At 69.2% G+C, this 14068-nt stretch carries 8 protein-coding genes; 5 read left to right on the top strand and 3 right to left on the bottom strand.

All coding sequences use genetic code 11. The features are described from left to right. Nucleotides 1-549, bottom strand: a 549-nt coding sequence (locus tag G401_RS0124325; RefSeq protein ID WP_027344538.1) for an extracellular solute-binding protein, incomplete at its 3' end; no start/stop codon positions are given. Nucleotides 550-844: 295 nt separating this feature from the next. Between G401_RS0124325 and G401_RS0124320 the strand changes: the two genes are divergently transcribed. The 4 genes from G401_RS0124320 (at nt 845) to G401_RS48040 (ending at nt 10082) form a co-directional block, all read left to right on the top strand. Then, entirely contained in the window at nt 845-3031 is a 2187-nt protein-coding gene (locus G401_RS0124320; RefSeq protein WP_051367084.1) for a galactose-binding domain-containing protein, read from the top strand. Nucleotides 3032-3260: 229 nt separating this feature from the next. Next, the gene (locus G401_RS0124315; RefSeq protein WP_027344536.1) at nt 3261-4310 is read left to right on the top strand and encodes a LacI family DNA-binding transcriptional regulator; all 1050 of its coding nucleotides are present in this window, start codon (nt 3261-3263) and stop codon (nt 4308-4310) included. 340 nt (nt 4311-4650) lie between these two features. Further along, on the top strand, nt 4651-7923 hold the full coding sequence (locus tag G401_RS0124310) for a glycoside hydrolase family 3 C-terminal domain-containing protein (RefSeq protein ID WP_245601822.1): 3273 nt from the start codon (nt 4651-4653) through the stop codon (nt 7921-7923). A gap of 1073 nt (nt 7924-8996) precedes the next feature. After that, on the top strand, nt 8997-10082 hold the full coding sequence (locus tag G401_RS48040) for an LLM class flavin-dependent oxidoreductase (protein ID WP_084557566.1): 1086 nt from the start codon (nt 8997-8999) through the stop codon (nt 10080-10082). Here G401_RS48040 and G401_RS0124300 read toward each other — a convergent pair. Next, a complete protein-coding gene (locus G401_RS0124300; protein ID WP_027344534.1) occupies nt 10005-10385 on the bottom strand; it encodes a PPOX class F420-dependent oxidoreductase in 381 nt (126 codons plus the stop codon). The two genes, G401_RS48040 and G401_RS0124300, sit on opposite strands and share 78 nt — an antisense overlap. Nucleotides 10386-10414: 29 nt before the next feature. Continuing rightward, complete coding sequence (locus tag G401_RS48035) at nt 10415-12310, bottom strand: ABC transporter ATP-binding protein (protein ID WP_051367083.1); 1896 nt, start codon at nt 12308-12310, stop codon at nt 10415-10417. 143 nt (nt 12311-12453) lie between these two features. Between G401_RS48035 and G401_RS0124290 the strand changes: the two genes are divergently transcribed. Continuing rightward, nucleotides 12454-14067, top strand: a complete 1614-nt coding sequence (locus G401_RS0124290) for a purple acid phosphatase family protein (protein ID WP_211240826.1) — start codon at nt 12454-12456, stop codon at nt 14065-14067. The last annotated feature ends 1 nt before the right edge of the window (nt 14068 follow it).

Genomic DNA, 14068 nt, shown 5'->3' with positions numbered 1-14068 from the left:
CAACTTCGACACCGCATCCCGATCCGCCGGCAGACCCGCCTGCTGGAACAGATCCCGCCGGTAGCACATCGCCATACCACCGACATCCGTACCCAGACCGATCGTCTCACCCGACGCCGCCGTCGCCTGCTGCCACTTCCACGCCGGCCACTGCGACTTGATCTCCGAGCCACCATAATCAGCCCAGTTATAGAACTTCGACGGCTGCGCGGTGAACTGACCGATCCAGCCCTCCTCGATCGCCTCGATATCCGCAGCCCCCGAACCCGTCGCCAGATGCGCCGCCAGATTCTTCTGCGCATCCTCGGTCTTCGTGACCCGCTCCACGATCTCAATGTTCGGGTGCGACGCCTGATACTCGGTGTACAAATCCTTGTACCCGAACTCACCGAACGTCGAAATAGTCAGCTTGATCTTGCCACCGGAGCTGGATCCGGAGTCGTTGCTGCTGCCACAGGCCGCAGTGGTCGCGATCAGACCGACGACAACGGGAACGGCAAGGGCGGTGAGCCGACGACGCCGGACACCACCCGCCGAGAATGAAAGCATTGTCCCTCCTAGCTGGTGCGGAACTCGTTTGGGGGCGAAAACTCTTCCGTAGCGAGAGAGCGCTCTCTGGGAGGATGGTCCTTGGTCACCGGGGAGTCAAGACCCCATTGCCGTCTTGTTACCAACCCTTCCGCGGGGGGTGCCGAGCCACCGGACAATTCGGGCAGGGGATCGGAAGATCGAGACGCTTGACAGCCCGGCGGGCGAGCGCCACCCTGTAGGCCAGAGAGCGCTCTCTACGAAGATCCGTCCCGTTGCCCCCACCCGACTCCCGCCCCCCAACGGAGAGCAACAGATGAAGATCTCCGCCAGTCTCGGCCGTAAATTGGCCGTATGCGCAGCCGCAGGGCTGCTCACGACTGTCATGATCGCGGTGGCCCGCCCGGCCGGCGCCGATCCCGTACTGCTCAGCCAAGGCAAGCCCACCACCGCGTCCTCGAGCGAGAACGCCGGCTCCGCCGCGGCCAACGCGACCGACGGCAACACCGGCACCCGCTGGTCGAGCGCCTTCAGCGACCCCCAGTGGCTGCAGGTCGACCTCGGCACCTCCTCGGCCGTCACGCAGGTCAACCTGAACTGGGAGGCGGCGTACGCGACCGCGTTCCAGATCCAGGTCTCCGACAACGCCACCACCTGGTCCACCATCTACTCGACGACCACCGCCACCGGCGGGAACCAGACCCTACAGGTCACCGGCACCGGCCGCTACGTGCGGATGTACGGAACAGCCCGGGCCACCCAGTACGGCTACTCGCTGTGGGAGTTCGGCGTCTACGGCAACAGCGCGCCGGCCGCCTGCGGCACGGCCAACGTGGCCCAGGGCAAGACGGCCACCGCCTCCTCCGTCGAGAGCGCCGTGTTCCCGGCGTCCAACACGGTCGACGGCAACACCGCCACCCGCTGGTCGAGCGCGTTCAGCGACCCGCAGTGGGTGCAGATCGACCTCGGTTCGAACCAGCCGGTCTGCCAGGTCGTGATCACGTGGGAGGCCGCGTACGCGACGGCGTTCCAGATCCAGCTGTCGGCCGACGCGACCGCGTGGACCACGGTCTACTCGACCACCACCGGTACCGGCGGCACCCAGACGATCAACGTCAGCGGCACGGGCCGCTACCTGCGCGTCTACATGACCGCGCGGGCCACGCAGTGGGGCGACTCGATCCTGGAGATCGTCGTACACACCGGGACCGGCACCTCGGCGTCGCCGAGCGCGAGCGCCAGCCCGTCCCGGTCGGCGAGCCCGTCGGCCTCCCCGTCGCCGTCCCCGTCGACGTCGACCAGCCCCGGCCAGGACATCCTGCTGTCGTACAACAAGACCGGCACCGCCTCGACGTACCAGGACGACGCCAACTGCACCGCGTGCAACCCGTCCAAGGCGTTCGACTTCAACCCGGCCACCCGTTGGGCGACCAGCGCGACCACCGGCTGGGTGGACCCGGGCTGGATCTACGTCGACCTGGGCGCCACCGCCACGATCCACAAGGTGGTCCTGCAGTGGGACCCGGCGTACGCCGTCTCCTACCAGATCCAGGTCTCCAACGACGCCGCCAACTGGACGAACATCTACTCGACCACGACCGGCAAGGGCTTCAAGGAGACCCTGACCGGCCTCAACGGCTCGGGCCGGTACGTCCGGATGTACGGCACCGCGCGCTCGAACGGCTACGGCTACTCGATGTGGGGCTTCGACGTCTACGGCACCGGCGGCGCGCCGTCCGGCCAGCCGGCCACGTACCCGGCCCCGAACTTCACCCACCTGGCGTGGAGCGACGAGTTCAACGCCGCCGCGGGCACCCACCCGGACGCGGCCAAGTGGACCCCCGAGGTCGGCCCGGGCGTGAACAACGAGCTCGAGTACTACACCAACAACAACAACGCGTACACCGACGGCGCCGGCAACATGGTGCTGGAGGCGAAGAAGGAGACGACGGCCGGTTCCGCCTGTCCGGGCGGCCCGTGCCAGTACACGTCGGCCCGGTTCAACACGCAGAACAAGTTCACCTTCACCTACGGCCGGGCCGAGGCGCGCATCAAGGTCTCCGGTACGCAGGGTCTCTGGCCGGCGTTCTGGCTGCTCGGGGCGAACTTCCCGACGGCGGGCTGGCCGGGCTGCGGTGAGATCGACATCATGGAGCACGTCGGCAAGGTGGCCAACGCGACGTACTCGACGATCCACGCGCCGGCCTACAACGGCGGCGGCGGCATCGGGGCGCCGTACAACATCACCGGCGACTTCATGAACGACTTCCACGTGTTCGCGGTGGAGTGGGACGCCACGCACATGACCTTCTCGGTCGACGGCGTCAACTTCGAGACCCTCAACAAGGACACGGTCGAGACGACCCGCGGCCCGTGGGTCTACGACCACCCGTTCTTCATCATCCTCAACAACGCGGTCGGCGGCGACTGGCCGGGCGCGCCCGACGGTACGACCGTTCTGCCCCAGAAGATGCTGGTCGACTACGTACGCGTCTACCAGTGACCGTTTCCCGGTTCCCTCAAGATCCGGAGAACTCCGGCTGACCCGTTTCTCGGGTGATCGGCCGTAGCCCGGTACGCCCCGGTGTCGCGCACTGCGATGCCGGGGCGTACCTGTCCGCGCTGACGTGCTCGGATAACCAAGATTCGGCTGGGATTCAGCCAAGAAACAGCCAAGAATTCCGCGAGTGGACCATGAGAGAGCGTTTTCCCAACGTGCTATAAAGGCTTTCGTGACGTCGAACCCCTCTCCACGGCGCCCGGTCACGCTCGAACACGTCGCCCAGTCGATCGGGGTCTCCCGGGCGACGGTCTCCCGCGTCGTCAACAACGTCTCGACCGTGGATCCGGAACTGCGCGCCGTCGTGGAGCAGGCGATCGCCGCGACCGGCTACGTGCCCAACCGCGCCGCCCGCTCGCTGGTCACCCGGCGTACGGACTCGGTGGCGCTGGTGATCTCCGAACCCGAGCACCGCACGTTCGACGACCCGTTCTTCGGCCGCGTCTTCACCGACCCCTTCTTCGGCCGGATCGTCAGCGGGGCCATGAGCGTCCTGCGCGAGCGCGGGATCCAGCTGGTGCTGATGCTCGCCGAGAATGAGGCCGCCCGGCTCAACCTGGAGGGCTACCTGCGCCAGAGCCACGTCGACGGGGTCCTTCTCATCTCGACGCACTCCGACGACCCGCTGCCGCGCTGGCTCACCGACATGGAGATCCCGACCGTCCTGGTAGGACGGCCCGCCGCGGCCATCCCGATCAGCTTCGTCAACGTCGAGCAGTCCGAGGGCGCGCGGCTGGCCGCCAACCACCTCATCGCCCGGGGCTGCCAGCGGGTGGTCACCATCTCCGGCCCGCTCGACATGCCCGCCAGCCAGGACCGGCTCTCGGCCTTCCGCAGCGCGATGGCCCAGCACGGGTACGCGTACGTGCCGAGCGTCGAGGGCAACTTCACCGCCGACAGCGGCGAGCGGGGTATCACCCAGCTGCTCGCCGAGCACCCCGACCTCGACGGCATCTTCATCGCCAACGACCTGATGGCCCAGGGCGCCCTGCCGGTGCTGGCCGCCCACGGACGGCGGGTGCCCGAGGACGTGGCCGTGGTCGGGTTCGACGACAGCAGCGCCGCGCTCTCGTGCCGCCCGCAGCTGACCACGGTCCGCCAGCCGCTGGAGGACATGGCCGCCGAGATGGCGAGAATGCTCCTGCGCCAGATCGAGGACCCGGGCAAGCGCCCGAACTCGGCGATCTTCTCCCCCACCCTGGTCGTCCGCGGCTCCGCATAGCCGGCCCACCCAAGCGCCGCCGGCGAGCCGCGGCGAACGATGCGTCGCCCCACTGTGCTGGCAGTGGAGGCCCCCAAGGGCCGGAACGGTCTCCCGCGCGAGGAGCGGAGGTGAGATCGACGGACCCGGGACAAAAAGATCTTGAATTTGATCTTGGGTGAATAGACAGCCTTGACAAGACTGAGCCCGATAACCAAACTCTCAGAGAGCGCTCTCTGGCCTCCACCCGCCCGAAATGACCTCCAGAGACCGCTCCTCTCTCCGAGCGCCGCCCCGCGCCGCCGTCCTTCCGCAGAGAGCGCTCCCTGCCATGATCCTCACCGCCCTCGAGGAGATCACAGTGAGAAACCGCTCCCGCGCCTTCCTGGCAGCGACCGCCGCAAGCGCCGTGGCGCTCGTGGCGAGCCTGCTGACCGGCGTGATACCCGCCGCGCACGCGGCCCCGATCCTGCTGAGTCAGGGCAAGCCCACCACCGCCTCGTCCGCCGAGAACGCCGTCTTCCCGGCGTCGAGCGCGACCGACGGCAACACCGGTACGCGCTGGTCGAGCGCGTTCAGCGACCCCCAATGGCTACAGGTCGACCTGCAGGCGACCTCGAACGTCACGCAGTTCGTGCTGAACTGGGAGCCCGCCTACGCGACCGCGTTCCAGCTGCAGGTGTCGGACAACGCGACGACCTGGACCACGATCTACTCCACCACCACCGGCACCGGCGGAACGCAGACCATCAACGCCGCCGGCACCGGCCGCTACGTGCGGATGTACGGCACCGCCCGCGCCACCCAGTACGGCTACTCGCTGTGGGAGTTCCAGGTCTTCGGCGTCGTCGGCGGCTCTTCGCCCAGCCCGGGCACCTCGTCGCCGGCCGCCTCGCCGGGGACCTGCTCGACCGCCAACAGCGCGCTCGGCCACACCGCGACCGCGTCGTCGGAGGAGAACGCCGGCAGCGCCGCCGCGGCCGCGGTCGACGGCAACCTGCAGTCCCGCTGGTCGAGCGCGTTCAGCGACCCGCAGTGGCTGCAGGTCGACCTCGGCGGCTCGCAGAGCGTCTGCAAGGTCGTCCTGAGCTGGGAGGCCGCGTACGCGACGGCGTACCAGATCCAGGTCTCGGCGAACGGGACGAGCTGGACGAACATCTACTCGACCACCACGTCGACCGGCGGTACGCAGACCCTCGACATCTCCGGGTCCGGCCGCTACGTACGCATGAACGGCACCGCCCGCGCCACCGCGTACGGCTATTCGCTGTGGGAGTTCGCGGTCTACAGCACCGGCGGGCCGACCAGCCCCTCGCCCTCGCCGCAGCCGACCCTGTCACCCGGCCAGTGCCCGTGGGTCGGATCGGCCGCGCCGATCTCCCAGCGGGTCGCCCAGCTGCTCGCGGCGATGAGCACCGACCAGAAGATCTCCATCCTGCACGGCAACGGCAACGCCTCCCCCTACATCGGCGACCTGACCGGCATCCCGTCGCTGTGCATCCCGAACCTGGGCCTGCAGGACGGCCCGGTCGGCGTGGGTGACGGCATGGGCGGCGTGACGCAGCTGCCCGACGCGACCGCCACCGCCGCCATGTTCGACCCGGCCCTGGCCGAGCAGCTCGGCGCGGTCGCCGGGGCCGAGTTCGCGGCCAAGGGCGCCAACGTGGCGCTCGGCCCGACACTGAACATCGTCCGCGATCCGCGCTGGGGCCGCGCCTTCGAGACCTACTCGGAGGATCCGCACCTGACGGCACAGACCGCCGCGGCGTACATCCGGGGCATCCAGGGTCAGGGTGTCATGGCTCAGGCCAAGCACCTGGCCGTCTACAACCAGGAGACGAACCGCAACACGCCGCAGGACAACGCGATCGTGGACACCCGGGTCCTGCAGGAGATCTACCTGCCCGGGTTCCAGGCCTCGGCCGTCCAGGGCGCGACGGCGTCCTACATGTGCGCGTACTCGACGGTCAACGGCACGTACGCCTGCCAGAACCCGTACCTGATGAACACGGCGATGTACCAGCAGGCCCAGTTCGGCGGCTTCATCACCTGCGACTGGGGAGCGGCGCACTCCACCGTGGAGTCCGCCAACGCCGGTATGACCATGGAGATGCCGGGCGGCTACTTCTACGCCGACTTCCTCAAGCAGGCGGTCACGGCCGGCACGGTCAGCATGGCGACCCTCAACACGATGGTGAGCCGGATCCTGACCCAGATGTTCGCCTTCGGCCTGTTCGACCGGGCCCCGACCGGTTCCCCGACCGCGTACGTGACCACGCCCGCGCACGTGCAGATCGCCCGGCAGGGTGCCGACGAGGGCACCGTCCTGCTGAAGAACAACGGCGTCCTGCCGCTGTCGACGTCCACCACGCACTCGATCGCCGTCATCGGCGTCGACGGCGGCGCGGGCGTCCAGTCGATCGGCGGCGGCAGCGCGACCGTCACCAGCTCCGGCACGTCCTGGCCGATCACCGGCCTGCAGAACCGGGTCGCGGGCACGGGCACGACGGTCACCTACAACGACGGCACGAACGTGACCAACGCCGTCAACCTCGCGCGTACCTCCGACGTCGCGATCGTCTTCGCCAGCAACAACTACGGCAACGAAGGCAGCGACCAGGCCTCCATCGACCTGCCGAACAACCAGAACAGCCTCATCTCGCAGGTCGCGGCGGCCAACGCGAAGACCATCGTCGTGCTGCACACCAACTCCGCCACGACCATGCCGTGGCTGGGCTCGGTGGCCGGCGTCTTCGAGGGCTTCTACTCCGGCCAGGAGGTCGGCAACTCCATCGCCGCCCTGCTGTTCGGCGACGTCAACCCGTCCGGCAAGCTGCCGGTCACGTTCCCGCAGAGCCTCGCGGACGTGCCCGCCAGCACCGCCGCGCAGTGGCCCGGCGCCAACAACCAGGTCCAGTACTCCGAGGGCCTCGGCGTCGGCTACCGCTGGTACGACGGCCAGAACAAGACCCCGCTGTTCCCGTTCGGGTTCGGCCTGTCCTACACCACCTTCGGCTTCTCCAACCTCCAGGTGGGCGCCTTCAGCGGCGGCAAGGCCACGGTCACCGCCACCGTCACCAACACGGGTACGCGGGCCGGAACCGAGGTCGCCCAGCTCTACGTCGGCGCCCCGGCGGCCAACGGCGAACCCGTACGCCAACTGCGCGGATACCAGCGCGTCACGCTGAACGCCGGCGCATCGCAGACGGTCACGTTCACCGTCACCGCGAAGGACCTGGCGTACTACAACACCAACGCGACAAGCTGGACCACGCCGGCCGGGGCGTACACGATCTCGGTGGGCAACTCGTCACGCAGCCTGCCGGTCACCGGCACCCTGACGGTCGGCGCGGCCGTCACGTCGTCGGTGCTCAACCCGACCGGCGGCACCATCAGCGTGCCGAACCCCTACGGCATGTCCAGCCGGGTCGGCCAGGCGGTCAACTGGAACGTCGCCGGCACCGGCACCGGCCTGACCTACTCGGCCACCGGGCTGCCGTCGGGGCTGTCCATCAGCGCGGCCGGTGTCGTCACCGGGTCCGCGACAGGCCAAGGCACCAAGACGGTCACCGTCACAGCCCGCGACGCGTCCGGCCAGACCGGCAGCGCGACGTTCGTCTGGACGACCGTCTGATCCTTCCCCATACCGGCGGGGCGGCCTTCCTAGCTGGGCCGCCCCGCCCTCTTTCTCCACAATGCCCCGAGATTCAAAATCACATTCATGTCCCGGGTTCGTCGATCTCACCTCCGCTCCTCGCGCGGGAGACCGTTCCGGCCCTGGGGGCCTCCACTGCCAGGTGAGTGGGGCGACGCATCGTTCACCGTCGCGTCCTCACCGTTTACCCCCAACCCCGTCCGCCTGGTGTCGACCCAAGCCTTTGTCGCGACTGTCCGACTTGTGCGCCTGACTGGGTGATCGTTTACGGCTGAGGTGGGAAAAGAGCCGCTCGATGCATGATCGTTTACGGTTCTGGAGCGCGCTGACCGGCTTTCGCTGCACCTGACGCGTAATTGATCATGCAGATCGGGCCGGATTTACACCTCAGCCGTAACCGATCAAGAAACCCAGGCCCGGAATCCACATGACGGAAGATCATTCCCACATCCCGAGCCACGGGGATGGCCGGACGGCTTGGGCATGATCCACAGCGGTGGAGATGTAGAAACGCATCCCGCACCCAAGATCCACAGCGGTAGGGTGTCGAAACCCGGCCTGTATCTACATCTCAGTCGCAATCGATCGAGGGAATAGCCCCGAAAACTACATCCCAGCCGCGAACGATCACCGGCAAGCCGACCCACCCCAACCGCCATTTCGGACAGTCGCGACAAAGGCCGGGCGTGGCCGGGCTGCCCGCGGTCTGCCACGCCCGCTGACCGGCTTCCGTAAGTGTGGATCTTGACGGATGCCTGGAAAGCAACGTCAAACCGGCCGGAATGATGTTTCTTTCCGGACATCCGTCAAGATCCAGCCCGCTGTAGCCGCCCACAAGTCGGACAGTCGCGACAAAGGCCGGGCAGGGGTTCGGGGTAAACGGTGACCGGACGGCGGTGGACGATGCGTCGCCCCAGAAAGCTGGCAGTGGAGTCCCCGGAGCGCAGCGACAGGGGCGCAACGGTCTCCCGCGTGAGGAGCGGAGGTGAGATCGACGAACCCGGGACACAATCTTTAAAAGGATCTTAAAAGTAGAGCCCTAGGCTATGGGGATGTTGCGGAGGCTGGGGTTTCTGACGATCGGGCTGTTCGACGAGGCCGATCCCGCGCGCGGCCACGAGTCGACGCTGGAGATCATCGAGCTGGGTGAGCGGCTGGGGTTCGACAGCGCGTGGCTGCGGCACCGGCATCTGCAGTACGGCATCTCGTCGCCGGTGGCCGTGCTGGCCGCGGCGACGCAGCGGACGCGCCGGATCGAGCTGGGGACGGCGGTGACGCCGCTGGGGTGGGAGAACCCGCTGCGGCTCGCCGAGGATCTGGCCACTGTGGACATCCTGTCGGGCGGCCGCCTCAATCCCGGGATCAGCGTGGGGCCGCCGATGCAGTGGGAGCACGTGAAGGGCGCGCTGTACCCGGACACCGCCGAGGCGGAGGACTTCTCCTACGGCCGGGTGGAGCGGCTGCTGCGGTTCGTACGCGGGGAGACCGCCACCGATTTCCAGGGGACCGTCGGATTCGAGGAGTTCTCGCGGCGCGTGCAGCCGTTCTCGGCGGGGCTCGGCCGGCGGATGTGGTACGGCGGGGGCAGCCTCCGGTCGGCGGCCTGGGCGGGCGGGCAGGGGATGAACTTCCTGACCTCCAGCGTCGTCAAGGCGGAGGAGTCCGAGGATTTCGCCGAGATCCAGCTGTCGCACATCCGGGCGTTCCGGGCGGCCCATCCGGACGGGGACGCGGCCCGGGTTTCGCAGGGGCTCGTGGTGATCCCGACCGACTCCGCGTCCGCCGGGCAGCGCGCCAGGTACGCCGCGTACGCGGAGAAGAGGACGCCGCGTACGCGCGCACCGCAGGGGCCGGGCCGGATGATGTTCGCGCCCGATCTGGTCGGCCCGTCGGAGCAGATCGCGGAGCGGTTGTCGGAGCATGCGGCGTTCCGGGAGGTGGACGAGGTCGCGTTCGCGCTGCCGTTCACCTTCGAGCACGAGGACTACGTGCAGATCCTCACCGACATGGCGACGCGGCTCGGACCGGCGCTCGGCTGGTCGCCCGCCGGACGGTGGCGCTCAGAGGGTGACGGCGATGCCGACGACCGGCTTCTTCGGCAGCCGGAACACGCGGGCGAACCAGTTGCCCGCCCGTGACATGAAGTACTTGCGGGCGATCAGATCGCGGACGCGTCGCGTACCGGCGTCGTCGAGGACCCGGCCGGTGCCTTCGGCGGTCAGGGCGCCCGGAGCGACCCGGCCACGGAGATCGCAGACGGTCACGGCGACCTTCCCGTTGCGGCGCAGGCGCTTGACCTTCCACGCGTCGGCGTCGGAGACGATGTACAGCTCGCCGCCGTCGACCGTCGCCCAGACCGGGGTCGCGACCGGCGTCCCGTCCTTGCGGTAGGTGGTCAGGCTGACGTACTTCGCGCTCGCGAACTCCTCGACACTCGTCACGCCTCAAGGTTAGCGCCCGGCGGGACCCCTCAGGCGAGGTAGCCGGACGCTTGGAGGGTGAACAGGACCGAGTACCGGCCGCCGGCCGCCATCAGCTCGTCGTGGGTGCCCGCCTCGACCAGCCGGCCCTCGTGCATCAGGTAGATCCGGTCCGCGTGCCGGATGTTGGCCAGCCGGTGCGTGATGAGGATGGTCGTGGTCCGGCCCTGGCGGTCCCGGATCGCCTGGAACAGGGCGTCCTCGGCCTTCGGGTCGAGCGCCGAGGACGGCTCGTCCATGATGAGCAGTTCGGCGTCGCGCAGGAATCCGCGGGCCGAGGTGATCCGCTGCCACTGCCCGCCCGACAGGTCCTGGCCGCCGGCGAAGGTCCGGTCGAGCAGCGTCGCGTACCCGTGGGGCAGGGCGGTGATGACCTCGTGGGCGACGGCCTTCGCGGCGGCCGCCTCGATACGCGCCTGGGAGGGTTCAGCGGCGCTGTCGCCGAGGGCGATGTTGGTGGCGGCGCTGAACGGCCACTGGTGGTAGTCCTGGCTGACCACGCCGATGCGGGTACGCAGCACGTTGTTGTCGAGGTCGGCGTAGGGGACGCCGTTCCAGGAGATGGTGCCCGACTCGGGTGTGCGCAACGCGGCGATGAGAGCGGCGAGGGTGGACTTGCCGGAGCCGTTCTCGCCGACGAAGGCGACCGTCTGTCCGGCGTGGACGGTGATGGTCACGTGGTCGACCGCGGGTTCGGCGCGGTCCGGATACGTCAGGCACACGTCCTCGACGGCCAGCGTACGCAGCGCGAGCGGCACGGCCGGGCCGGTCACCGGAGGCATGTGCCCGGCCGCCCGCACCATGAACCGGGTGTAGTCGGCGAAGTGCTGGCCCTCGGTGAAGGTCCGGTCGATCTGCAGGGTGACCGTGGTCAGCGCCCGCTGGGCCGCCTGGACGGCGACGACGCAGGTCGCGGCGGCCGACAGCGGGATCTGCCCGTCGACCAGCAGGTAGCCGAGCAGCAGGTAGACACCGCCGGTGGCGATGCCGCCGATCACGGAGCCGACGCTCTGGATGGTGGTGACCTTCCGGGCCAGCGCCAGTTCGATCCGCGTCTCGGCACCCATGACGAGGTCGAACTGGTGCAGCAGGAAGTCGCGCAGGGCGTACGCGCGCAGTTCGGGGGCCGACTCCCGTTCGGCCATCAGCCGGTGCAGCAGCCACAGCCGGCGGCGGCGTACGGAACCGGCGATGTAGGTCTGGTAGCGGTGGTTGCCCGCCCGCAGCGTCGCCCAGGCGTTCGGGACCGTCGCGACCAGGAGCGCGGCCAGCAGCAGCGGATGGATGACGATCACCGCCACCGTCACCGCGAGCAGCCCGACCACGCCCGCGAGCAGGTTCGTCACGCCCTGCACCAGGCCGTTCGCCGAGTCCGATCCGCGGCCGGCCCGCTCCATGTCGTCGGCGAACGCGTCCTCGTCGAACGCGTCCAGGCGTACCGCGGTGGTCACCTCGAACAGGCGCCGCTCGACTTCGCGGTCCACGCGGGGGCCGAGGCCGTTCTGCGCGTACCCGGTGACGATGCCCATCCCGGCGCGCAGGGCGGTCACCCCGGCCAGGGCCGCGAGGGCGGGCAGCGCGGCCCGCACCCGCTCCGGGGTCGGCCCGCCCGCGAACAGTTCCAGGAGTACGCGTTGCGTCGCCAGCAGTCCGAAGGTGGACATGACGCCGGAGGTGACGGTCATCGCGGCCACGACCATCGTGCGTACGCGGTCCGCCCGCCAGCTGATCACGACGGCGGTCGCCATCAGCCGGGGCAGTTGCAGCAGCACCTTGCCCAGGCCGGTGTCGGCGCGGGCCCGGGTACCGCTCTCCCACCACATCGCGCGTAGTTCCGGCAGCACCGATTCGCCGGTGCCGGACTCCTGGGTGACCGTCGCCGTCATGCCTCAACGATAGACGGCCATCACAGTACTACCGGTCATAGTAGCGTTGACCTGCGCCGATGCCCGGCCCGGTTGGTCGACATTCCCCTCGTGGTCGGGCGGAGTTCACCTGCGGGACACCGGCGGCTGTGAGCGTGCGGGACGTGGAATCTCCTACCCCCAACATGGGCGTGCCCGCTGAGCTGGCCGCCCGCATGAGCATGGCCGAGCAGCACGAGTACCTGCGGCACAAGCTGTCGCGGCGGGGCCTCGTCCGCGGCGGGATGATCGCCGTGACGGCGACCGCCGTCGTGGGTGCCGCCGGCGGCGTCGCGCACGCCGACAACGGCCCGGCGCTGCCCAAGTCGGCCAACGACGACTACGACGGGGTGGCCGTCGCGCCGTTCGGCCGGCACCTGTCCTTCGGCGCGGACCCGGCGACCGAGTTCAGCATCTCGTGGCAGACCCCGGTCGCCGTACGCAAGCCGTTCGTCCGCCTCGGCCGCGCGCCGTGGGACCTCGGCCACAAGGTCGAGGCCGAGGTCGTCGCGCTGCACACGCCGGCCCTGACCCCGACGGGCAAGCCGGTCGACCAGTACTACCTGCACGTCAAGCTGGAGCGGCTGCACCCCGGGACGACCTACTACTACGGCGTCGGGCACGAGGGCTTCGACCCGGCGGACGCCGAGCACTTCGGCACCGTCGGATCGTTCACGACCGCGCCGGCCCGCAGCGAGCACGGCCGGCACAGCGCCCCCGATCCGTTCACCTTCACGGCCTTCGGCGACCAGGGCGTCAGCTACCACGCGCTGGGCAACGACAGCGTGATCCTGGCCCAGAACCCGGCCTTCCACCTGCACGCGGGCGACATCGCGTACGGTGACCCGGCCGGGCAGGGGCTGCCCGCCGACGCGTCCCAGTACGACGCGCGTACCTGGGACAGCTTCCTGTTCCAGACCGAGAGCGTGGCCAAGTCGGTGCCGTGGATGGTGGCGACCGGCAACCACGACATGGAGGCCTGGTACTCGCCGAACGGCTACGGCGGCGACGTGGCCCGGTTCCCGTTCATCGCCAACGGCCCCGACCCGGCGGCCGCACCCGGCATCTACTCGTTCGTCTACGGCAACGTCGCGGTCATCTCCCTCGACGCCAACGACGTGTCCTACGAGATCCCGGCGAACTTCGGCATCACCGGCGGCAAGCAGACCGCCTGGCTGGAGCAGCGGCTGAAGGCGTACCGGCAGCAGTCCGGAGTGGACTTCATCGTGGTCTTCTTCCACCACTGCGCGTTCTCCACCACCAACCAGCACGCCTCCGAGGGCGGTGTGCGGGAGCAGTGGGTGCCGCTGTTCGAGAAGTACGGCGTGGACCTGGTCATCAACGGCCACAACCACGTGTACGAGCGTACGGACGGCATCGCCGGCGGCGTGGTGCGCAGCCCCCTGCTGATCGGCGGCACGCACCGGCCCGGCACCGACGGCGTCGTGTACGCGACCGCCGGCGCGGCCGGCCGCAGCCTCTACAGCTTCCCCGTGGCCGACAGCTACGAGGGGCACGAGGCGGCGGTCGACTCCGTGCCGACCTACCACTGGGTCAGCGGCGGCGGCAAGGTCACCGAGACGGTGGCGTGGTCGCGGGTGCGCTACACCAACTACTCGTTCCTCAAGGTGGACGTGACGCCGGCCCCGGCCGGGCGTACCGCCAGCATGAAGGTGACGGCCCTGGCCGAGGACGGTACGCGGCTGGACCACTTCACGATCGTGCGGACGGCCCGCTGAC

It is taken from the genome of Hamadaea tsunoensis DSM 44101, assembly GCF_000428945.1.
GTDB classification, from domain to species: domain Bacteria; phylum Actinomycetota; class Actinomycetes; order Mycobacteriales; family Micromonosporaceae; genus Hamadaea; species Hamadaea tsunoensis.
The sequence above is the reverse complement of the archived record's forward strand: the minus strand, read 5'-3'. Positions and strand labels throughout refer to the sequence as shown.